The sequence below is a fragment of the Carnobacterium gallinarum DSM 4847 genome, from assembly GCF_000744375.1.
In the GTDB taxonomy this organism is placed as follows: domain Bacteria; phylum Bacillota; class Bacilli; order Lactobacillales; family Carnobacteriaceae; genus Carnobacterium; species Carnobacterium gallinarum.
Map to the genome: position 1 here is coordinate 394499 of NZ_JQLU01000004.1, position 22165 is coordinate 416663.

Genomic DNA, 22165 nt, shown 5'->3' on the forward strand with positions numbered 1-22165 from the left:
ACTATTTTTCTTGTTCTTCTTTTTTTAAACTTGGGTATTCAATCCTAGAATGGAAAGTTCCATTTAAACCTTCGCAAATAGAGTTCTCAACTAGTTTTAATTCACGTAAGGTAATATCACATTCGTCAAATTGACCATCACTGATTCGACTACTAATCAAGTTATGCACAAATTTAGCAATCTCTTCTTTTGTTGGAGCCGCCATTGACCGCACAGCAGCTTCTGCACTATCAGCAATATTAATTACAGCAGCTTCTTTTGTTTGTGGTTTAGGTCCTGGATATCTAAAATCAGCTTCAGTCACAGAATCATCCGTTTCCTTTGCCTTTACATAAAAATACTTCATCAATGTTGTTCCATGATGTTGCGCACAAATATCAATAATGCTTTGAGGCATCTTAGCTCCCTCTAACATTTTAACACCTTCTGTTACATGATTGAAAATTATTTGTTTACTTTCCTCTGGTGCTAGCATATTGTGAGGATTTTCCATTCCAGTAGGCAAATTTTCTACAAAAAAGAATGGATGACGAAGCTTACCAACATCGTGATAATAACAAGCTACCCGAGCAAACATCGAATCTCCACCAATTGCACCAACGGCATTAGCACTTAAATTGGCAACCATTAAACTATGATGATACGTTCCAGGAGCCCGAGTTAGCAACTCTTTCAACAATGGTTGATTCGGATTTGCCAACTCAGTCATTGTTAAAATCGCATTGTCTACAAATAAAACTTCCACATATGGATTCAGCATAATTGCTAAAACATATGAAATCAATCCACTTAACATTCCATAACAAAGAACCATAAGTCCTTCTCTTGAAAAAATTTGAATATTTAGATAGTAAATAAAAGCAATTAAAAATAAACCATTAAAAATAGTCGTCCAAACAAAACTAGTATATAACTGTTTTCGCTGGTTTTTACGACTTAACATTGTTCCCATCATACCACTCAATAAATAAAATAGTGTGATGATGATACTAAAACTAGTTCCAGCATCTTTTATAAAAATAAAAATTGAAAAGGCTGCTAAAAAACCATTAGCGATAATTCCAAAACGTCTAGAGAGGAATAACGTTAATAATAATGGGAATAATGCAGCTGGATAAAGCATGGCTAAATAATTAGCTCCAGCATTTTGAATTAATTGAAGTCCTTTCATTAAAAAGACACCAAAAATAATTAAAAATGAGTACAAGGTAATACAACGACCAAATTCTATTCGTTCTTCTTTTTTTGCACTCCCTAAAAAATAAAGTACTAACGCATGGGTAATAACTAAAATAATTAGGCCAATCATAGGCTGGTAAGAAGTTTGTTTATCTAATAATCCCAATAGTTTCAATTGATGCATAGCATTAGGATCCACAACATGCCCCTCTTGAACAATAACTTGACCTTGTAAAAGTAAAGCTGGTTGAACCCGTTCTTTAGCCTCAACTTTGGCAATTTCAGTGGCTTTTCCATCGTAAATATCATTTTCAACGATACTATTTTCAATTAATAAAGCAACAATTCGTTGGTTAGGTACCGATAAGTCAGTATACTCGAGCTGGTCTTTGGCCGTTTGTCGAATAGCAGATACATTTTCTTTTTTTATTGAGCGTCCCATTTCTTGTTCAACACTTTTAATCGTCGCATCTTTGATTGACTTTAGACTGCTATTATCTGCATCTAATAATTGAATTAAAACCCAATTAGGCAATAAACGAACAAATTCTTCTGCTTGATCATTTGTATTCTTCATTTTCTCACTTAAAATGCTTAAACGTTCTTTTTCTGAAATAGCAGCTACTACGGTTTTATTTGTTTCTACTACTGGCTCAGCTTTCTTTTTTTCCAATTGTCCACTAGCTTCATCGAGTGCTGCAAACAAGAAATTAAGATTCGCTATCTTTGTTGTAGCGATACTCGTATTGTAACGATAAACAGGATTAACGTTCTCCTGTGCTAATTTCTGTGCCTCAATGGTTTTTTCCCGATCTTCTACAGTTGCATTGGCACGAATCGTTTCTTCAGCAACTTGATAGAGTTTTACATCTAATGATCGTGGCAGCACACTATGAAACATAATAACAAAAAGAATGATTGAAAGCAGAACCAGGACAAAAGGAATATACACTCTACCCATTCTTTTTTGTGTTCGTTCTAGCATTCCTTTCATTCTTTCACTCCTTACTCTGTTAAGCTAGATTTCTTTTCATCAAATTCTTTTCTATCTTCACGTTCATAAGCATCAATAATACTAGCAACTACAGGATGTCTTACTACATCACTTGAATCAAATGTTACAAAACCAATCCCTTTAATTCCTTGCAATGTTCGTTCTGCATGAACTAAACCACTTCCAGCCCCACGGGGTAAGTCAATTTGTGTTTTGTCACCATTCACAATCATTTTTGATCCAAAACCTAGACGTGTTAAAAACATCTTCATTTGAGCCGTTGTTGCATTTTGAGCCTCATCTAAGATAACAAATGCATCTTCTAATGTTCGACCACGCATGTAAGCCAACGGCGCAATCTCAATCACACCACGATCCATTAAACGAGTCGTATGCTCTGTACCAAAAACATTATTTAGAGCATCATAAATTGGACGTAAATAGGGATCGACTTTCTCTTTTAAATCCCCAGGTAAAAAGCCTAGCTTTTCACCGGCTTCAACAGCCGGTCTAGTTAAAATAATTTTTTGAACATCACCATTTTTTAAGGCAGCAATTGCCATAACAACAGCCAAATATGTTTTCCCAGTTCCAGCTGGTCCAATCCCAAAAACGATATCATTCTTGCGAAGCGCTTGAACATACTGGCGCTGACCAAAATTTTTCACGCGAATAGGTTTTCCATTACGGTCTTTGCCAATTTCTTCATCGTACATGGCAATAAAATACTCAATTGTACCGCGCTCAGCCATTTTAATAGCACTAACAATATCGGCTTGACCAATTTGAATTCCACGTTTTATTAATTCTTGTAATTGAAGCAAAATTGCTTCAGCATGCTCAACTTGTTCTTCTTCTCCAATTAACTCAATCTTTTCACCACGACTATTAATCACAATCTCTAATGATTCTTCTAGTAATTTTAAATTTTTATCATGAGTACCAAATAATGCAACAGCAATATCGGCATTTTTCAATAGCATTTCTTTGCTTACATCTTCTGATTTGGTCAAACAAGCGACACTCCTTTTTCTTCCCTACTTTTTCATAAGGTTTCACTTAAAATAATAGCATATTTTTAACTTAAAAAGAAGTATTGACTTTTCCCTAACTATTCCTTTCATTTGAAAAGAGGATTTGCTATAACTATTTGAAAAAAACGCTCTAAAATAAGTTCATTTTAGAGTGTTTTTTTTAAATAGAACGTTATTCTTTTCTAGCTACAATAATAAAACGATGTTCTTTTACTACAAAAAAACCTTGGCGTTCAATTATTTTGTGAAGTTTTATTAATTGTGAAAAAGATGTTTCCACTGAAAAATCAGGAAATTCCCACTCAATTCGTTTAGCAAAATATACAAAAGCTGCAACGCTTTTAAATGTGGTAAAAGGAAATTCTTCAAACCCAAGTTCAACAGTAAACCCAGCTGCTTCTATTTCTTGTACCTTCTTAGATAGGAAATTTTCTTGATTTAAGTCTCTTAATTGATTGGGTAAAATGTATTGTGCAATTTCCGAATGATTTAAGCCACCCACTTGTTGAGTAATGAAAACACCTCCCGCTCTTAAAACTCGAGTCACTTCTGAAACATCATAAGCTTCGTGACGATTGATTACACAATCGAAGGAGTCAGCCAAAATAGGTAATTGCTCGTCCGCTGAAACTGGATAAACCGTTATTCCTAAGGGACTTAACTCTCTTTGACAGAGTTCAATATTTGGCGGATAGGCTTCCGTTACACTGGTTAAATAGTACGGATGTTTTAGACCTTTTAAAAAATTCCCATCAGCTGTCCCCATATCTAATAACTGGTCTTTTTGATCTAAATATTTATGCACAATTTTCTGGTAATCCCACATTACTATTCCAGATTGATGAAAATCGGCTATCCGTGAAAAATCCCAGCCGGTTAATTGACTATCTTCTTCTATTTTCCATAATTTTTTTAATTCTATTTCACTATTTTGCATCTGCTATCACTCCATTTTCAAATTTATCTGACTTTGAAAATCAGTTCAGCTTAAGCAAGGTTGCCTATAACTTATTTTTTATAGTTTCCTCAGCGTCAGTCGTTACAAGCCTTACTTATACTGAACTGAGGAGTTCCCGAATTTCATTATCATCATGAAGCCACCTTTGATTTTATTGAATTCAGTATAACATTAGTTCGCTCGCAAGAAAACCCTTACAAACCGAATTTATCTTTTAGTCTATGCACTTTTTATTTCCTTACTAAAAATATATTGATTAAGATATACTATCAATAGCATGTCAGAGATTTAAGTGGAACAAAAAAGAGCATTATAGGAAAAACCTACAATGCTCTTTAAAGTTTTAATTTAATAACTCTTTGACAATTCGATTCACTTCATTGCCATCAGCTTTACCCTTAGTTTCAGGCATTACTGCACTCATCACTTTACCGAAGTCCTTCATAGAAGACGCTTCAACTTGTGTAATAGCATTGCTGACAATTTCTTTAATCTCATCTTCAGAAAGTTGTTTAGGCATATATTTTTCAACAATATCAATTTCAACTTGAGTTTTTTCTACCAAATCATCGCGATCTGCTTTTTTAAACTCAGCTAAAGAATCTCTACGTTGCTTCATTTCACGAGCTAGAATAGTTAATTCTTGATCCTCATTCAATTCAGAGCCTATTTTAATTTGTTCATTTTGTAATGAAGCTTTTAACATACGAACAACGGATAAAGTTTCTTTATCTTTTGCACGCATAGCTGTTTTCATATCTTCATTCAACGTTGTTAGAAGTGACATATTCAGTCTCCTCTCATTTCTTAGTGAAACTTAAAACTAGAATTTACGTTTTCTAGCAGCTTCAGATTTTTTCTTACGCTTCACACTTGGTTTTTCATAGAATTCGCGTTTGCGAGCTTCTTGTAAAGTACCTGTTTTAGAAACGGTACGTTTGAAGCGACGAAGAGCATCATCAAGAGATTCGTTTTTACGAACGACTGTTTTTGACATATTAAATTCCCTCCCTCCGAGCTTATAAAAGTAACCGTTCTTTATTACACAATTAATAAAAAATTGCATAAAGAATAACTGTCCTTCTACATTATATCGAATGAATAAAATTACGTCAATAAAACATTTACAATTCTTATGAAAAACTACAAATTTCTTTAAATTTTCTACAAATAATTTCGTATCTTTTTCACATAAATAAGTAAATTTATACTGCTATAAGGGCATTTCCCTCTCAAATTTCCATCTTTTTATATGAAATAAATTATTTTTATTTATAATGCGGCACAAACCTCACATTTGCCAAATATCTCAAAACGATGACTTTCAATCTCACATCCAGTCAATTGTTCTTCAAAAAAGTTCATTGGACACATATGAATTTCTTTAGTCTTTCCACAAACTGTACAAATAAAATGATGATGATGTCCGGCATGTAAACAACCAAAACGAAACATTTTTTCACCGTTTAATTCTGTTTCTTCTAAAATACTCATCTCAACAAATGTATATAAATTCCGATAAATAGTATCATAACTTAAATTAGGGTATTTTTCCTTTAATGATAATTGAACTTCTTTAGCAGTTAAATATCGATTTTCACTCGCAAATAGAAGCAACATATTTTCTCGTTTATCTGTGTATTTGTAACCATTATCTTTCAATTTTTGAATTGCTTGTTCAACTGCAGTCACACTTCTACCTCCTTTTGATACAAACTCTTTCCATATAGTATACTTACTTTTTTGCTTAAATTCAACTAAACTTACTTAAAATAAGAAGAAATCATATGATACACACATTGCCTAAATAAACATGATTTTTTAATTTAATTCATTGATTTCTATTAATATTACCCATTTTTAGAGTAGATTAATCACATTAATACGTCTTATTGATTTTTTATAGCGTATACTATATAATTGTTTTTAACGAATGGATGACAATTGGGGTGTAAAAATGGAGCTAACAAAACGACAAAAAGAAATTATACAGATTGTTAAAACAGATGAGCCGATTAGCGCAGATAATATTGCAAAGCAATTAAATTTATCAAAGCCCACTTTACGAAGTGACTTAGCTATTCTAACCATGACTGGAATATTAGATGCTCGCCCCAAAGTTGGCTACTTTTTTTCTGGTCAAAACTTTGATCCGCTGTTATTTGATGATTTATACGAAAAGAAAGTTTCAACTATAATGGTTGCTCCCATTACGGTTAAGAAAGAAACTACAGTGAGCGATGCTGTGACGATGCTATTTATGCATGACGTTGGCACATTATATGTAGTTGACAACGATGAGCTACTAGGAGTTATTTCAAGAAAAGATTTATTACGAAGTACCATTTCTAATAGCGACTCCACCCAAATTCCCGTGGCCATGATTATGACTCGAATGCCTAATGTGATTACCACTACTGAAAGCGATCGGATTTTAGATGTTGGGTATAAAATTATTCAGCATGAAGTTGATTCAATTCCTGTAGTAGACGAGGAAAATCCTTTAAAATTAATTGGAAAAATATCCAAAACTGTCGTATTAAAGCATTTTATTGATGAAGCATTGCATTTAAAAAAATAAAATAAGATTTTATGGTTAAAAGGAGTTTTGATTGTATGAGTAAGAATCCCGTTATTTATGTTTTATCTGATTCTATTGGCGAAACTGCCCAAAACGTAGTTTCAGCTGTGTTAGTTCAATTTCCAACATTAAAAATTACGGATATCCGCCGTTACCCATTTATTGAAGATAAAACCATGTTAAATGATATTTTAAACGAAGCGCTAAAAGAAAATGGCGTAATTGTACATACTTTAGTAACTGCAACATTTGTTGAACTTGTTACTAAATTTTGTCAAGAAACCGGCCTCTCTTATGTTGATGTTATGAGTCCATTAACCAATGTGATTCATGCCAAAACAGGCATTGCGCCTAAAGAAGAACCTGGTGCCTTGCATAAACTTGATGAGCATTATTTCAATCGAGTATCTGCGATTGAATTTGCTGTCAAATATGATGATGGTAAAGATCCAAGAAGCTTTTTATTAGCAGATTACATTATTTTAGGTATTTCTCGTACATCGAAAACACCCTTAAGTATGTATTTAGCAAATCGAAACTACAAAGTTGCCAATTTACCTTTGATACCCGAAGCGATTTTACCAAAAGAACTTTTTGAAGTTGATCCTAGTAAAATCATCGGTTTAACGAGTAGTTCTGAAGCCTTAAAAAAAATCAGAACCTCCCGCCTTCGTTCACTTGGTTTAAACGAAGATTCTAGCTATTCAAGTGAAGAGCGAATTTTGGAAGAGCTTACCTATGCAGAGCGAATTTACCATGAGCTTGGCATTAAAGTGATCAATGTAGAGCATCGGGCTATCGAAGAAACAGCCGCTTTAATCTACGAATCTTATTAACTTGTTTGTCCCTCCACCTCGGAGTGCAATATATATTTTCTATACCTCAATGACATAAACACCTCAATTTATGTCAAAAAAACGTTCAGGCCTACCTCCTCAGGGTAGGCCTTATTGTCGTACTTCTTACCACTTCAGTTGCTTAGAAGCAGGATACACAACAACCATGCGCCCTAAGTACTTAAAATTCTTGGTAAGCCCTTTTGTTCTTTCTCCCCGCTACAATATCGCTATCCTCCCTTTTTTTGAACAAAACTAAATGAAAAAAATCTCAAAAATACTCCCAAGCCAAAATCGACATACAACCTTGCTCAATTTAAGTTGCGTCACTTCTCAAATAAGTTATAATAAGATTACAATAACAATTTATTTAGAAGGAGCTTTTTATGAAAAATGAAAAAGAACAGTTTATCTATGTAATCTCAGACTCTGTTGGTGAAACAGCTAATAAATTGACTCAAGCAGCAATGGCTCAATTCCCTGAAAATGAATTCACCGTTTCTCGCTATCCGTTTGTACGTGGCGAAGGAACACTTTTGTCTATTCTTGATAATGCACGTAAAGAAAATGCTATGATTGTCCATACATTGATTACTGATGATTTAAGTACAATTGCTCGTGACTACTGTCAAGAAAATGAATTATTTTGCTTTGATTTATTAAATCCAATGGTAGATGAAATCTTTAAACGAACAGGTACTATCCCAACAAAAGAACCTGGTGCTTTACATCAATTAAATGATAACTATTTTCATCGGATTAGCGCAATTGAATTTGCTGTTAAATATGATGATGGTAAAGATCCAAAGGGATTTTTAGAAGCGGATATCGTTATTCTTGGAGTTTCTAGAACATCTAAAACACCATTGAGTATGTTTTTAGCAAATAAAAATCTTAAAGTAGCTAATTTGCCATTAATTCCAGAATCCCATATCCCAGATCAGCTTTGGAAAGTAAACGCGAAGAAAATTGTTGGATTAACTAATGATCCTGAATTATTAAATTCTATTCGTCGTGAACGGATGATCGCCTATGGCTTAAATCCTGATACAGCATATTCTGACAAAGATCGTATCAACGAAGAACTAGAATTCGCTCAAAATCTTTATGATAAATTAGGTTGTTTAGTGATTAATGTTTCTACCAAATCAATTGAAGAAACGGCAGCTATTATTTTGGAAACATTACAACTTGATGACATGAGTTATGATAACTAAAATTAAAAATGAGAATCCATAAAAGGGTTCTCATTTTTTTATACTTTATTTGTTATCATCTAAATTATTTCGTTTAACAATCACTAGGGCTACTAATAGTACGACAATTGCACCTGATAAAATAAGTGAATTCACTGGACTTCCATGATTCGTAATGATAATTCGGATGACCGCGGTGATGCCGATGTAAATGAAATAATCTAGAGGAAAATGATAGTCCGATTCAAAGTATTTAACTACAAGAGAAATAAATTCAAAATATAAGAAAAATACGAGAATTTCTTGAATTAATGCGTAGTAATCGTGATGACCATTAGCCACAATCATTAGAAATATATAAATGACCTCTTTAGCCAAACAATAAGCTAAAACAATTCCTAATACAACTAAAGCACTATTCAACAACAGACGTAACATTTTTGCAATTCGTGTTATATACTTTTTTCCATCAAAATTCATTTTTCTGGTTCCTTTCTATTCTAGTCCTATTTATATCATAACTTTTTTTTCGATAAATAAACAGAAAAATACTCTAAAAAAGCTAATTTTTCCTTTATTTTATTTCCCGTACCCTGCCCTATTTTAAAATAAGTCGATTTTATTGATAAATAAAAATTAATTTGGCTAATTTTTCCATTGATATCACACAATTCATTTTGAATAATTCATTTTTACAAAAACGGTACATTTCTCTTCAAAAACTTGGTATAATATAATTTAAGCATCGAATTACTAGGAGGAGTTAACTATGAGAAAAGTCTTAATCGTCGAAGATGATAATGATATTAATAAGCTGTTATCTGAATTTTTAATAGCTGAAGGTTATTTTGTAAGATCCGCATTTTCAGGAACAGAAGTTCAATTTTATACAGATCAAACACAATTTGATTTAATTCTTCTAGATTTAATGCTACCCGGAATAAATGGGGAAGAAATCATTCAAGTAATTAGAAGAAATGAACAAACCCCCATCATTGTGATTTCTGCTAAATCAGATAAAGAAACAAAAATTGAAGTATTAAAATCTGGAGCAGATGATTTTGTTACTAAACCATTTGATTTAGATATTCTTTTAGCAAGAATTGAAGCTACATTAAGACGTAGTGTTGCTCAGTCTTCTGAAACAATTTCTGAATTTACTCATAAAGGAATTCTTTTACAAACAGAAAGTCGCAAAGTTTACTTAAATAAACAACCATTAAAGCTAACAAATTTTGAATTTGATATTTTAGCTTTACTTCTTTCAAATCCTAAAAAAGTTTTCACGAAAAGCAATATTTTTGAAAGTGTTTGGCAAGAAGAATCTTTGGTCGGTGATGATGGCACAGTTAGTGTTCATATCAGTCATTTACGAACTAAATTTTCTAAAATCAGTCCCGATAATGCCTATATTGATACTGTCTGGGGAATTGGGTTCAAAATGAATGATGACTAGTTAGATAAAATCATTTATACTACTATCTAAACAGGAGGACTTTCTTTGGATGAATTAGTTTTAGCAACTTATGATTTAGCAAAATACTTTAAAAATGAATTAGTTGTAGATCATGTTTCTTTGACAATTAAACGTGGTGATATTTATGGTTTTGTTGGTCAAAATGGAGCTGGAAAAACAACGACTTTAGAAATGATTGCTGATTTAATTAAGCCAGATTTCGGTAACATTCAGCTATTTAATAGTTTGAACGAATCACAAAAAAGACGTGAAATGAAACGAATGGCGGTTCTAATTGGTGAACCCGTCTACTTTCCAAATCTAACAGCTAAGGAAAACTTAACTTTTTTTTGCTATCAACATGGAATTGCTGAAACCAATATGGTTGATCGAGCGTTGATAAAAATGGGGTTGGATCCATTTGATAAGAAAAAAGCATCCTCCTTTTCTTTAGGTATGAAACAACGGCTTGGCTTAGCTTATATCTTTATGCACCCGGCAGATTTCATTATTTTAGATGAACCAACAAATGGTCTAGATTCTTCAACTATTATTAGTTTACGTAATTTAATCTTGGAATTAAATCAAAAATATCAAGTTACTTTTTTGATTACTAGCCATCTGTTAGCTGAGCTTGAAACAATTGCAACTAAATATGGTTTTATTTATCGTGGGCGTCTAATTGAAGAAATTAATCAGCAAACACTAGTAGAAAAACTGCAACCACGAATTCACATTGTTCCTGCAGACATCGAAAAAGTGATTGTTTTACTAGAAACTTTGGTAGATTCAGCTGATTTTGAAGTTCTATCCTTGGGGAAAATCGTTGTAAAATCTGATAAAACCAACTTGGAGGAATTAAGTTTATTATTCTATAATGAACAGTTATATATTAAAGAAATCTATGAAGAAAAACCAACTTTGGAACATTATTTTAATCATCTTATGCAAGAAGAACAGAGAAAGGAGGAGTAACTTGTGTGGCTCCTAATTAAGTCTGATTTTTATCGTTATACACGAGGGAAAAAATGGATTGGATTATTAATTACTCTCTTTGTTATTTCATTAATCAGTATTATCAGTTACTATTACATGCCCGTTTTACTTGATTCTATATCTGATCCAAATGATCCTGCTTTAGATTCCCAAACCCTTGAAGAAAGTCAAGAAATTCGCCGTGAAATCAGAGAAGGTACGGTTCCAGTTTATTTGAAAGTTGCTGGTGGCAATACACTTTGGGTAGTCTTAGTTATTATTTTAGTTAGCGTAAACTTTTTAGTCACTGATTTCAAATCGTCTATCTTTAAGATTAGCTTTTCTTTTGGAATTTCTCGATGGCAAATTTATCTAGCTAAATATTTATTTGGTGTTTTAAGCATTCTCTTAATTTTAAGCTTTTATCATCTAACTTCATTAGTTCTTAGTTGCCTTCTTTTTAAAATTAAAGAATCTTTTTTCTATTATTTATTTAGAACTATCCAAGTGATCATCATTCAACTCCCCTTACTTTTAGCAGTTTTTGCAGTGTGTATGGGCTGGGTTTACTTGTTGAAAAGCAAGTTGAAAATCTATGGTGTTATTTTCATTGGTGCTCTGCTTTTACTACCCATTCAAATGAAGTTAGCAGAATACTTTCCAAAATCTATTAATGTTCTGGACCGGTTTAAAATCCTTTCAAATATTGGGAAAATTGGGAATTGGGAAAATCATTCTTTCGATTATTTTGCTTCAAATCTAATCGTATTTGTTTTCTACAGTTTAATTTTCTTAACAATTGGTTGGATTAGCTTTAAAAAATATGATGTTAGTTCTTAAAACTTCTAAAAGAAAGGTATACTAATGAATTATATTGTTATTTTTATTTTAGGAATAGTTATAGGTTCCGTAGTTTTTAGTTATTTTATGAGAAAACAAATCAATCAATTAAGCCTCTCTCTAAAAACAATTGCAACCCGCAGCACGAATGAACGTTTGCGCTTAACTTCTGGACAGAAAGAATTAGCCGAGTTGATTCGCCAAATTAATCAACAATTGGATAAAGAACAAGAGGCTCGTTTATTAATCGATGAAGAGGCGCTTTTATTGAAGCAAGCTATGACGAATATGTCCCATGATCTCAGAACCCCACTTACTTCAATTTTAGGTTATTTAAAATTAGCTGAAAAAAAAAATACCAGTTTGGAAGAACAACAACGTTATTTAGATGTTGTAAAAAGTAAAACCATTAATTTACAATATCTAATCGAGCAATTCTTTGAGCTATCACGGATTGAATCAAAGATTTTAGAAGTATCTACTGTACAGATTGAAGTTACAACGATTCTTCAAGATGTTTTAGCAAGCTATTATGAAGACTTTATCCAAAAACAGATTGTACCCAACATTAAGATTCCAGAGCATTTAGTCTGGGCTATTGGTGATACTGAAGCATTGCGACGTATCTTCAATAACCTTTTACAAAATATGTTAAAGCACAACGCATCTAGTGTTTTCATTTCTATAGAAGAAAATTTCAGTAAAGAAAAAGTTACGTTTATTCTTAAAAATCATGCAGATAATTTAAAACAAGAAGATATTTCGCAACTATTTAATCGCTTTTATACTGCAGATCGTATGCGCAGTGGACAAAATACCGGTTTAGGCCTAACGATTGTTAAAGAATTAGTTACAAAAATGAATGGTGAAATCTTCGCTAGTTTAGAGGAACAAAATTTAGTTATTCAAATTGATCTTTTAATGAAAAATAGTTATCCAATTCTAAAATAAAAAATCGTTCATGTAAAGGAACTAGGTTTGAATCACCTAGCCTTACCGAACGATTTTTATTTACTTAAAAAGCACCGCCGCCAGAACCACCACCAAAGCCACCTGATGAGCCACCACTAAAGCCGCCACCTGTTCCATCAGTGCTACTAGCATTAGATACTGCGCTACCCATTGCGTTGTTAAAGCTACTTTCAAAGCTAGTACTAATACTACTTCCCAAATTTGTTCCAAAAAATGGATTGTATAGATAATAAGAACCAACATACATTGTTGTCAACTCTTCTTGTGGAAATTGAAGAGCCAAAGCATTAATAACTTCTGTAGAAACATCCAAAGAAATAGCATAAACTAAAAAATGATCCCATAAAACTAATGATCCAACGTCTGCCATTTTTAAATTACTGACATCTTGAAGCATGGATTTAAACGCTTCCCACTCTCTAACTGCAGTTTCTCCTTTTAATGTTCGGATTGGAAAGAATCCAATCCATTGCACACCACTCATTATCAAAAGAATAAACATCGCCACAATTGCCCATGGATAGACGCCATTCATAATGTTCATTGCAATATTTCCACATACAAATAAGGCAAGCAATACTCCGTGATAAAAGAGTACGAAGTTTTTAGCTTTTTGATCAGTTTGTGAATAATAGCCTTTTTGATCAGCTGAAATTTTAACCATATCTTGCCATTTTTGATAGTTTTTCATAAATTTTTTAGCTTTTTTTTGATCTTTTTTTCCAAAATTTTCGATTTCATTTAAAGTAACCGATTCACCATTTCCTATATCATCAATTAGCCATTTTATTAAATAGGCTTCATGAGTGAGTAATATAATTTCTTTAGGATTTTTTATTTTCTGAATAAGATACGTTGTTTTAGATTTTGTTTTCCCTAATGTAGTTGTCAATGACATTTCAATTTCCTTAAGGGTTAGTTGTTTTTTACGTACTAAATCCATCAAAGTCGATGTAATCTCAACCGTTCTTGGTTTCTTATGTTTAGTTGCGCTATACATGACTGCTGGTGTGATGTCTTCGGGAATATCATAGAGATGTTCTGGAATGTGCAACTCCTTAAACAAATTTTTTGCTGCTACTTTACGACCATGGTAGGATCCCCAAATGGCCACTACTGCAAAAACCACTGTTAGAACAATTGCAAACCACATTGCATTTTGGCGTCTTTGATTCGCTTTTTCAGCTTCAACTTTTTCAGCCGCCATGATTTTTGCTAGTCTCTTTTCAGATTTTATATTAGAATTATTTTGAGTGATACTTATAGGAAAAACTAATCGTGCTTCTACAAAAGTATTACTTGGATTACTATCCATAGTAAGCAGTACCTTTTGATTGTCTTCCAAACTAATTTTCCCATTTAAACTTCCATGGGCCCACGCTCTTAATTTTCCATCCTCTACTTTTTTAGGGAGTTTAATAGTAACGCTGATATTGCGCAACACATCTTCCCATCCTGCTCCAATTATGCGTCTATTAAATTCAGCAGTATCCGCGTAGTTGGTGACTACATCTGGAATGGTATAACGATAAACTACAGTTTTTTTCTCATTATTTGCCTTTTGAAAGACTTTAATCTTTAGATAGTTGCCTTCCCTAGTCAGTTGGTAACTTCCTGTTTTGCCAGAATTATTTTCACTAAAAGGCTTGGATTCTTTACCTGTTGCATCTTTTATACTTACTTCTAAATTCGTAACATCTTTAATTCCCTTTAAATCTAGATTATAAAATACACCATTAAAATCCCCATCAAAATCATAAGTAATTGCTTCTTGAAAACGTCCGCTACCATCTTCTTGTAAATCAACATTGGCTTTATAGTCATCAATAACATAATCCCCCGCGGCAAATGCTATTGGCACCTTAAAAATAATCATTCCCAAAACAAGCACCAATAAACTCACTAAATATTTTTTCATTTTCCTTCCCCTCCTAATTTAGTTACTATAAACAAACAGTAGACAAAACCACTAACGTTTTGCCTACATTATTAATGATTTAAAAGCCAACCTGATTTAAAATATCTTCAATTAAGTTAGGATTAAATTTTTGCTCATTGAACATTTTAATCTCATAACCATAAGGAGCCTTTTTATCTTTTTTGTCCTCTCCAACATAAGGTGTTTCTAAAATCTTAGCTAGATCAGTTAACTTAGAATGATGAACAACACCATTTAGCGCATCAAATCCAATTGTACCAAAGCCAATATTAGCATGACGATCTTTGTGACTTCCTTGAGGGTTTTTAGAATCATTTACATGGATAACTTTTAAACGATCCAAACCAATAATTTTATCAAATTCTTCTAAAACACCATCAAAATCTTCACGAACATTATAGCCAGCATCATTGATATGACAAGTATCTAAAGTGACAGATAACTTTTCATTTAAGGTTACTCCTTCAATAATTTGAGCTAGTTCTTCAAATGTACGACCAATCTCTGTTCCTTTGCCAGCCATTGTTTCTAGGGCAATCTGAGCCGTTTGATCTTTAGTCAAAACTTCATTCAAACCTTTTATAATCTGAGCAATACCAGCGTCTGCTCCTGCTCCAACATGGGCTCCAGGATGCATTGTAATTTGTTTTGCTCCTAATGCTTGAGAACGAACAATCTCTTCACGTAAAAATTGCGTTGCAAAACCAAAATTCTCAGGCTTGATTGTATTTCCTAAGTTAATAATATACGGTGCATGAACAACAATATTTCCTAAATTGTGTTCCTGCATAAAAGCTTCACCTTCAGGAATATTCATGTCCTCAATTGCTTTACGACGTGTATTTTGTGGTGCTCCTGTATAAATCATAAATGTATTTGCTTGATAGCTAGCTGCTTCCTCTGCTGCTCCTAACAGCATTTTTTTCCCACTCATTGAAACGTGACTTCCGATTAAAACCATTCTCATTCGCCTCTTTCTCTTTTAACATGTTCCCTTCTAATTGTATGTGAAATTACCTAAAAGTACAAATAAATTATTGGCAAATTCAAAAATTAGCGCTACAATAAAGAAAATAATGGAAATGAGGTCTTCATTTGAATCAAACTATCGATACTATTTTAAACCATCGCAGTATTCGTAAATTTAAAGATACGGCTTTAGAAAAGGAACAAATTGAACTTTTAGTTCAAGCTGCGCAACACACATCTTCTAGTAATTTTTTACAAAATTATTCGATTATAGGTATAACTGATCAAAAAAAGAAAGCACAATTAGCAAAGATTGGCAATCAACCATATATTGCTGAGTCTGGGCATTTATTTGTAATGGTTGCAGATTTACATCGAAATGAAGCCATTGCTAAAGAATTCGAGAAGGATACCTCTGTTCTGCAATCTGCTGATCGCTATTTAGTTGCTCATACAGATGCAGTATTGGCCGCTCAAACCATTCTAATTGCGGCTGAAAGTATGGGATTAGGTGGCGTTTTTCTTGGAAGTTTGTTAAATAATGCCGCTGAAGTAATCTCAATTTTAGAATTGCCTACACATACCTTCCCAGTATTAGGTATCGCTGTTGGGTATCCTGATCAAGAACCACAATTAAAACCACGATTGCCTATGGAACAAATTTATCATGAAAATACCTATAACATTCAACCACAACCTGTTGATAGTTTAAAAGAATATGATGCAACTGTTAGTGAGTACTATGACTTACGAAATGCTAACACACGAATTGATACATTTACTAATCAAGCAGCTAAAAGTATGGATGCTAAAAATCCAACTCGCATGAGACTATTAGAATTTCTTCATCAACAAGATTTATTCAAATCCTAAAAAAATAACCCCTGCATCGCTTAATTATTGGCGATGTGAGGGTTATTTTTTATGCTGCTTCTAACTTACTTGCTTTTACTAGATTTTCTGAAACAACAGAAGTATCTGATAATAAATCACCGACATGTTGTTTTTGAGGTGTAAATAATAACACTAAATACAAGCCTTGAAATAAATTAAATCCTGCTATATTCACGCTTAATATATAACGACAAAAGCCTTCGCGAATAATAACTGTTCCCCAGCTTAATTTTTCCTCTTTAAAGCAAACTACTCGTAAGCCGAAAATCATTTTCCCAACTGTTTGTCCGTTGGTTAACTTTGTTATTAAGATAAAATACAGCAGATATACACCTAAGTGAGCTAATGAATAGTAACTAAAACTCCCAGTATCTTTTGGGAGCTGAAAAGCTGTGAACATATTGTTAACGGCCATTCTTCCGATACTTTGAATTACAACTAAATCCACTAAATACGCAAATAAACGCAACCAAAAACCCGCATAAAAATAATTAGGATAGCGATGAAATGGTCGCTTTTCCAAATCATCATTCACTTGCTTTTCTTGCCAATACTGACGTCTCATTTCAGGCGTAAGATGCTCAGGAGCAATTTTTTCTGTATTCTGAATAGGAACTTCTTCTACTTGAGTTTCAGTCTCAACCTTTTCATTTTCTTGATTGAGGAGTTGAAGCTCTAACTCATCTTTCGCCAATTCTTCTTTAAATTCATCCACTTGAAATTGACGAGTTTCAGAATAAGTCTCATCTTCCTCAGCTGGGCTTGGAATTTTGATTCTTCCTGATTGTGTATTTTCGGTAAAATCGATCTTTTTATTTAAAAAGTCTTTAGACATTTACTCACCTCCATACAAGTACATCATTTTAGGTGAATCCACCGTACCAAATTTTTCTAGTAAATTGCTTAATTCTGAAACTGTATTTTTTTCTGGTGCCAAAACTTGGCTTGCTTTCGAGAAAAATAGATTAGATAATGAAGAACTTGTTGTTTGATACTCAAAAACTTGTCCATCTTCTAATTTATAATCTTTTTGAATCGCTTTGATGACATCTTCTTTATAACCAATCTCATCTACTAAGCCAACTGATTTAGCTTGAGCTCCATCATAAATTCGACCATCCGCCAGTTCTCTTGCTCGTTTTTCATCCATATTTCGACCAGTAGCTACTACGTTTACAAAACGACCATAAGAATCATCAATCATTGTTTGTAATATAGCACGATCTCCATCTGTCATTGCTCTTGATTGAGACATAATATCTTTATATTGACCACTTTTAATTGTTGTATCGCTAATTCCAAGTTTTTCATACAAGCCACTGTAATTTAACCCTGACATGATTACTCCAATTGAACCTGTTAAAGTTTCTTCCGTTGCAAAAATCTTATCAGCATTGGCTGAAATATAGTATCCACCGCTTGCTGCCATATTTTGCATTGAAACATATAATGGTTTTTTCGTTTTTGTTTTGATTTCAACTAATTTATCTTTAATCTCAGCACTTTCAAAGGTTCCACCACCAGGTGAATTGACGACTAAAACAATTCCTTTGACGTCATCATCATCTTCTACTAATTGTAGTTGGTTCATAAAATCAGCATGATTGTATCCACCACTTGAAAAAATTCCACTTGTGCCTCCATCTAAAATAGCTCCATCTACTGTCAAAACAACCACACTTTTATTAGCAGCTCCTGCTTGGCTAATATTTTTAGAAACAGCTTGTTCACCAAGCAACATACTATAAGTATCTCCAAGAGTTGTTGATTCCTTATCCTCTTTTTTAGCCAAATTCACTGCATAACTAGATGCTAAAGATACAACTAACAACCCCACTGCAATTCCAACTGCAGCCCATCTTTTTTTATTCATTTAAACTTCCTCCTTTTACCTTATTGCTTCTATTTCTTTACGATAAATTTCAATTAAAAATGAATTTATCTTTTGTTTCCTCTATATTATTTATATAAGAAAAGTATACCTGTTATCGAACTCTTTTTGCAACTAATTACTTAATTTTCCATGAATTTTAAATTTATAAAAAAAACTTACAAGCAAAATCTCTTTACTTGTAAGTTTTAATTGTTAAAATTTAGTCTTCTTCACTGTCAATTTCTTCTTCAACTCGAGTTGTTTCAATTGATAGTTCGTCCAATTGTGCAGGGCTCACTAAACTTGGTGCTGCTGTTAACGGATCAGATGCACGACCATTTTTAGGGAAAGCAATGACTTCACGAATATTTTCTTTACCTGCTAATAACATAGCAAAACGATCTAGTCCTAAGGCAATTCCACCATGTGGTGGGAAGCCATATTCTAATGCTTCCAATAAGAAACCAAATTGTTCTTCTGCCGATTCTTTTGTAAACCCTAATGCTTCAAACATTTTTTCTTGTAACTCACGAGTATGAATTCTAAGTGACCCGCCACCTAATTCGTAACCATTCAATACAATATCATAGGCCTGTGCATAAACATTGCCAGGGTCTGTTGTCAATAATTCAATATCTGATTCTTTTGGCATAGTAAAAGGATGATGGGCCGATGTATAACGACCATTTTCTTCATCATATTCTAGTAAAGGCCAATTAACTACCCATAAAAAGGCAAATTTTGATTCATCAATTAATTCTAATTCTTTTCCTAATTTCATTCTTAAAGCACCTAAAGCATCTGCAACTACAGATTTTTTATCTGCTACAAATAGTAATAGATCGCCTGGTTCAGCAGCTAAACGGTCAATTAAGGCTTCACTATCCTCTGCAAAGAATTTAGCAATTGGTCCTTTTAGTCCATCTTCTTCAACTTTTAACCAGGCTAATCCTTTGGCACCATATACGCCAACAAATTCACCTAAGGCATCAATTTCCTTACGAGAATAACGACTTGCTGCACCTTTAGCGTTGATAGCTTTCACTTCACCACCACTAGCGACTGCTCCACTGAATACTTTAAAACTTGAATCTGCAACAATATCGCTTAATTGAGTTAATTCTAAACCAAAACGTACATCTGGCTTGTCACTTCCATAACGGCTGATTGCTTCATCATAATCCATACGTGGTAATGGCAATTGAAGCTCAACATTCTTCACTTCTTTCATAACTTTTGCCAATAAGCCTTCTGTCATTGTTTGAATTTCTTCAGCATCAATAAAACTTGTTTCAATATCGACTTGAGTAAACTCAGGCTGACGGTCACCACGTAAATCTTCATCACGGAAACAACGAACGATTTGGTAATAACGATCAAATCCAGCGCCCATTAATAACTGTTTAAATAATTGTGGCGATTGTGGCAATGCATAAAAATGACCTGGATGAACACGTGAAGGAACTAAATAATCACGAGCCCCTTCTGGCGTTGATTTGGTCATATATGGCGTTTCAATATCAATAAAGCCATCATTATCTAAATAATTACGGATTGATTTTGTAATTCCATGACGCATCATTAAACTTTTTGCCATTTCAGGACGTCTTAAGTCTAAATAACGATACTCTAAACGTTTTTCATCAGATACATTGACACCATCTTCAATGTAAAAGGGTGTTGTTTTTGCTTTATTTAAAATAGTTAGTTTAGTTGCTTCGATTTCGACTTTACCTGTAGCAATATTTTGATTGATTACTGCAGCATCACGTAAAACAACCTTCCCAGTTACTTCAATCACATATTCACTACGAACTGTTTCCGCAATTTCTAATGCTTCTTTTGAAAAAGTTGGATTAAACACAACTTGAACAATTCCTTCACGGTCACGTAAATCAATAAAGATTAAGCCCCCTAAATCTCGTCTTTTTTGTACCCATCCTTTTAATGTCACTTCTTGTTCTAATAACGCTTCTGATACTTGACCAGCGTAACTTGTACGTTTTCCCATAGTTATTCCAACCCCTTTAGTTTAATCTTCTTTATTGAAAAAATCGTTAAATGCAGTCATATCCGTTGTTTGCAAATTGTAGACTTTATCGAAGTTTTTATATAATTCTTTCATAGAAATTGTTTCTTGTTTCCCAGTTTTCATCACTTTAAAATTAGCCGTTTGACTCTCTAACTCAGCTTCACCAATTGTAATAACTACTTTAGCGTTTAATTTTGTTGCTGATTTAAATTGTCCTTTGGCTTTACGATTCAAATAATCACGTTCTGCAGAAAAACCAAATTCACGAATCGCTTGAACTAATTTTAACGTTTCAATATTTGATTCTTCTCCTAGACCAACTACATAAACATCTAATTCGTTGATGTTTGGAATTTCAACATTTTCCGCATCTAATGCAATCAAAACACGTTCTAATCCCATACCGAAGCCGAAACCAGGTGTTTCAGGACCGCCTACTTCTTCAACTAAACCATTGTATCGTCCACCAGCACAAAGAGTCGTAATCGCACCAAAACCTTCGGCATCACTCATAATTTCAAAAATAGTGTGATTGTAATAATCTAAACCACGTACCATCGTTGAATCAACTTCATAGGGAATCTCTAAGGCTTCCAACATTGTTTTAACCATCTCAAAATGTTGTAATGATTCCTCATTTAAGAAGTCTAAAATAGATGGAGCATCTTTCACAATCTCACGATCACCTTTATCTTTACTATCTAACACTCGTAATGGATTTTTATGCAAACGAGCTTTTGAATCTGTACTTAATTGTTCTGTAAATGGTTCTAAATAGGCGATTAAAGCTGAACGATAGGTATCACGACTAGTTATATCTCCAAGTGAATTAATCACCAATTTAAATTCTTTTAAACCATATTGATGAAATAAATCCATTGCTAATGCCATTGTTTCTACATCTGTTGCTGGATTATTGCTACCGAAGACTTCTACGCCTAATTGATGAAATTGACGTTGACGTCCGCCTTGTGGGCGTTCATAGCGAAACATTGGTCCCATGTAGTACACTTTGTAAGGTGCATTAAATTCTGGTCCAAATAGTTTATTTTCAACATAAGCACGGACGATAGACGCTGTACCTTCTGGGCGCAAAGCCATACGGCGATTTTTTTTATCTAAGAAATCATACATTTCTTTAGAAACGATATCGCTTGTTTCTCCAACCCCACGAGAAAATAAATCGTAGCTTTCAAATATTGGTGTTCGCATTTCATGGAATTGATAATCTGACATCACCATTCTTGAAATTTCCTCTATATATTGCCATTTTTCTGATTGGCCTGGAAGAATATCGATTGTTCCTTTTGGTTTTTGAATTGCCATTCTGTTGAACACTCCTTTATTTTTGGTTTATCCGCTAGTTTTAAAGTTAAAAATAAAAAAACTCGTCCCTATTCTGTTAAGAATAAGGACGAGTATAAGTTATTAGACCGT

Annotated in this window: 21 protein-coding genes and 1 other annotated feature (1 of these 22 only partly in view); of the genes, 8 read left to right on the forward strand and 13 right to left on the reverse strand. The window is 33.3% G+C overall.

The annotated features are described in order from the left end of the window. Window position 1: 1 nt before the first annotated feature. The 6 genes from BR43_RS04585 to BR43_RS04610 all read right to left on the reverse strand — a co-directional run bounded on the left by BR43_RS04585 (window position 2) and on the right by BR43_RS04610 (window position 5857). Entirely contained in the window at window positions 2-2173 is a 2172-nt protein-coding gene (locus tag BR43_RS04585; protein WP_034559918.1) for an HD family phosphohydrolase, read from the reverse strand. An 11-nt stretch (window positions 2174-2184) separates the two neighbouring features. Next, the gene (locus BR43_RS04590) at window positions 2185-3156 is read right to left on the reverse strand and encodes a PhoH family protein (protein ID WP_034560033.1); all 972 of its coding nucleotides are present in this window, start codon (window positions 3154-3156) and stop codon (window positions 2185-2187) included. A gap of 223 nt (window positions 3157-3379) precedes the next feature. Beyond that, window positions 3380-4144 (reverse strand): class I SAM-dependent methyltransferase, encoded by a 765-nt coding sequence (locus BR43_RS04595; RefSeq protein WP_034559919.1) that lies wholly within the window; start codon window positions 4142-4144, stop codon window positions 3380-3382. 364 nt (window positions 4145-4508) lie between these two features. After that, the gene (locus BR43_RS04600) at window positions 4509-4952 is read right to left on the reverse strand and encodes a GatB/YqeY domain-containing protein (RefSeq protein WP_034559921.1); all 444 of its coding nucleotides are present in this window, start codon (window positions 4950-4952) and stop codon (window positions 4509-4511) included. A gap of 36 nt (window positions 4953-4988) precedes the next feature. Then, window positions 4989-5162 (reverse strand): 30S ribosomal protein S21, encoded by a 174-nt coding sequence (rpsU, locus tag BR43_RS04605; RefSeq protein WP_010053707.1) that lies wholly within the window; start codon window positions 5160-5162, stop codon window positions 4989-4991. A gap of 275 nt (window positions 5163-5437) precedes the next feature. Next, window positions 5438-5857, reverse strand: a complete 420-nt coding sequence (locus tag BR43_RS04610) for a Fur family transcriptional regulator (protein ID WP_034559923.1) — start codon at window positions 5855-5857, stop codon at window positions 5438-5440. Window positions 5858-6122: 265 nt separating this feature from the next. Here BR43_RS04610 and ccpN point away from each other — a divergent pair, with 265 nt between their 5' ends. The 3 genes from ccpN (at window position 6123) to BR43_RS04625 (ending at window position 8799) form a co-directional block, all read left to right on the forward strand. Then, window positions 6123-6746, forward strand: a complete 624-nt coding sequence (gene ccpN, locus BR43_RS04615) for a transcriptional regulator CcpN (protein WP_034559924.1) — start codon at window positions 6123-6125, stop codon at window positions 6744-6746. 35 nt (window positions 6747-6781) lie between these two features. Continuing rightward, window positions 6782-7582, forward strand: a complete 801-nt coding sequence (locus BR43_RS04620; RefSeq protein WP_034559925.1) for a pyruvate, water dikinase regulatory protein — start codon at window positions 6782-6784, stop codon at window positions 7580-7582. Window positions 7583-7968: 386 nt separating this feature from the next. Next, window positions 7969-8799, forward strand: coding sequence for a pyruvate, water dikinase regulatory protein (locus BR43_RS04625; protein WP_034559927.1), 831 nt, complete (start codon window positions 7969-7971; stop codon window positions 8797-8799). Between the two features lie 45 nt (window positions 8800-8844). On the opposite strand, the gene psiE is transcribed toward BR43_RS04625, so the two are convergent. Beyond that, a complete protein-coding gene (psiE, locus tag BR43_RS04630; protein WP_034559929.1) occupies window positions 8845-9258 on the reverse strand; it encodes a phosphate-starvation-inducible protein PsiE in 414 nt (137 codons plus the stop codon). A gap of 289 nt (window positions 9259-9547) precedes the next feature. Here psiE and BR43_RS04635 point away from each other — a divergent pair, with 289 nt between their 5' ends. From BR43_RS04635 to BR43_RS04650, 4 genes are all read left to right on the forward strand, one after another. Continuing rightward, window positions 9548-10234 (forward strand): response regulator transcription factor, encoded by a 687-nt coding sequence (locus tag BR43_RS04635; protein ID WP_034559932.1) that lies wholly within the window; start codon window positions 9548-9550, stop codon window positions 10232-10234. Between the two features lie 45 nt (window positions 10235-10279). Then, window positions 10280-11209: an ATP-binding cassette domain-containing protein gene (locus BR43_RS04640; protein ID WP_034559933.1), complete on the forward strand. Its 930-nt coding sequence runs from the start codon at window positions 10280-10282 to the stop codon at window positions 11207-11209. 3 nt (window positions 11210-11212) lie between these two features. Beyond that, window positions 11213-12049, forward strand: coding sequence for an ABC transporter permease (locus BR43_RS04645; protein ID WP_034559934.1), 837 nt, complete (start codon window positions 11213-11215; stop codon window positions 12047-12049). Between the two features lie 87 nt (window positions 12050-12136). Next, entirely contained in the window at window positions 12137-13000 is an 864-nt protein-coding gene (locus BR43_RS04650; protein WP_245617818.1) for a sensor histidine kinase, read from the forward strand. 64 nt (window positions 13001-13064) lie between these two features. Here the strand turns inward: BR43_RS04650 and BR43_RS04655 are convergent, their stop codons facing one another. After that, on the reverse strand, window positions 13065-14939 hold the full coding sequence (locus BR43_RS04655; protein ID WP_034559937.1) for a DUF2207 domain-containing protein: 1875 nt from the start codon (window positions 14937-14939) through the stop codon (window positions 13065-13067). A gap of 79 nt (window positions 14940-15018) precedes the next feature. Next, window positions 15019-15921: a deoxyribonuclease IV gene (locus tag BR43_RS04660; RefSeq protein ID WP_034559938.1), complete on the reverse strand. Its 903-nt coding sequence runs from the start codon at window positions 15919-15921 to the stop codon at window positions 15019-15021. Between the two features lie 134 nt (window positions 15922-16055). Here BR43_RS04660 and nfsA point away from each other — a divergent pair, with 134 nt between their 5' ends. After that, complete coding sequence (gene nfsA, locus BR43_RS04665) at window positions 16056-16802, forward strand: oxygen-insensitive NADPH nitroreductase (protein ID WP_034559940.1); 747 nt, start codon at window positions 16056-16058, stop codon at window positions 16800-16802. Between the two features lie 49 nt (window positions 16803-16851). Here nfsA and BR43_RS04670 read toward each other — a convergent pair whose 3' ends face one another. The 4 genes from BR43_RS04670 to hisS all read right to left on the reverse strand — a co-directional run bounded on the left by BR43_RS04670 (window position 16852) and on the right by hisS (window position 22054). Further along, complete coding sequence (locus tag BR43_RS04670; RefSeq protein ID WP_084679740.1) at window positions 16852-17658, reverse strand: RDD family protein; 807 nt, start codon at window positions 17656-17658, stop codon at window positions 16852-16854. After that, complete coding sequence (gene sppA, locus BR43_RS04675) at window positions 17659-18696, reverse strand: signal peptide peptidase SppA (protein ID WP_034559941.1); 1038 nt, start codon at window positions 18694-18696, stop codon at window positions 17659-17661. 220 nt (window positions 18697-18916) lie between these two features. Next, the gene (aspS, locus tag BR43_RS04680) at window positions 18917-20707 is read right to left on the reverse strand and encodes an aspartate--tRNA ligase (protein WP_034559942.1); all 1791 of its coding nucleotides are present in this window, start codon (window positions 20705-20707) and stop codon (window positions 18917-18919) included. A gap of 21 nt (window positions 20708-20728) precedes the next feature. Beyond that, window positions 20729-22054, reverse strand: coding sequence for a histidine--tRNA ligase (gene hisS, locus BR43_RS04685; protein WP_034559944.1), 1326 nt, complete (start codon window positions 22052-22054; stop codon window positions 20729-20731). A gap of 81 nt (window positions 22055-22135) precedes the next feature. Further along, window positions 22136-22165, reverse strand: a binding site (T-box leader); it runs 185 nt beyond the window's last position.

Excerpts from the sequence above, each read along its gene's own strand:
- BR43_RS04585 (WP_034559918.1), bottom strand. The coding sequence starts at position 2,173 with ATGAAAGGAATGCTAGAACGAACACAAAAAAGAATGGGTAGAGTGTAT.
- BR43_RS04590 (WP_034560033.1), bottom strand. The coding sequence starts at position 3,156 with ATGCTATTGAAAAATGCCGATATTGCTGTTGCATTATTTGGTACTCAT.
- BR43_RS04595 (WP_034559919.1), bottom strand. The coding sequence starts at position 4,144 with ATGCAAAATAGTGAAATAGAATTAAAAAAATTATGGAAAATAGAAGAA.
- BR43_RS04600 (WP_034559921.1), bottom strand. The coding sequence starts at position 4,952 with ATGTCACTTCTAACAACGTTGAATGAAGATATGAAAACAGCTATGCGT.
- rpsU (WP_010053707.1), bottom strand. The coding sequence starts at position 5,162 with ATGTCAAAAACAGTCGTTCGTAAAAACGAATCTCTTGATGATGCTCTT.
- ccpN (WP_034559924.1), top strand. The coding sequence starts at position 6,123 with ATGGAGCTAACAAAACGACAAAAAGAAATTATACAGATTGTTAAAACA.
- BR43_RS04620 (WP_034559925.1), top strand. The coding sequence starts at position 6,782 with ATGAGTAAGAATCCCGTTATTTATGTTTTATCTGATTCTATTGGCGAA.
- BR43_RS04625 (WP_034559927.1), top strand. The coding sequence starts at position 7,969 with ATGAAAAATGAAAAAGAACAGTTTATCTATGTAATCTCAGACTCTGTT.
- psiE (WP_034559929.1), bottom strand. The coding sequence starts at position 9,258 with ATGAATTTTGATGGAAAAAAGTATATAACACGAATTGCAAAAATGTTA.
- BR43_RS04635 (WP_034559932.1), top strand. The coding sequence starts at position 9,548 with ATGAGAAAAGTCTTAATCGTCGAAGATGATAATGATATTAATAAGCTG.
- BR43_RS04650 (WP_245617818.1), top strand. The coding sequence starts at position 12,137 with ATGAGAAAACAAATCAATCAATTAAGCCTCTCTCTAAAAACAATTGCA.
- BR43_RS04655 (WP_034559937.1), bottom strand. The coding sequence starts at position 14,939 with ATGAAAAAATATTTAGTGAGTTTATTGGTGCTTGTTTTGGGAATGATT.
- BR43_RS04660 (WP_034559938.1), bottom strand. The coding sequence starts at position 15,921 with ATGGTTTTAATCGGAAGTCACGTTTCAATGAGTGGGAAAAAAATGCTG.
- BR43_RS04670 (WP_084679740.1), bottom strand. The coding sequence starts at position 17,658 with ATGTCTAAAGACTTTTTAAATAAAAAGATCGATTTTACCGAAAATACA.
- sppA (WP_034559941.1), bottom strand. The coding sequence starts at position 18,696 with ATGAATAAAAAAAGATGGGCTGCAGTTGGAATTGCAGTGGGGTTGTTA.
- aspS (WP_034559942.1), bottom strand. The coding sequence starts at position 20,707 with ATGGGAAAACGTACAAGTTACGCTGGTCAAGTATCAGAAGCGTTATTA.
- hisS (WP_034559944.1), bottom strand. The coding sequence starts at position 22,054 with ATGGCAATTCAAAAACCAAAAGGAACAATCGATATTCTTCCAGGCCAA.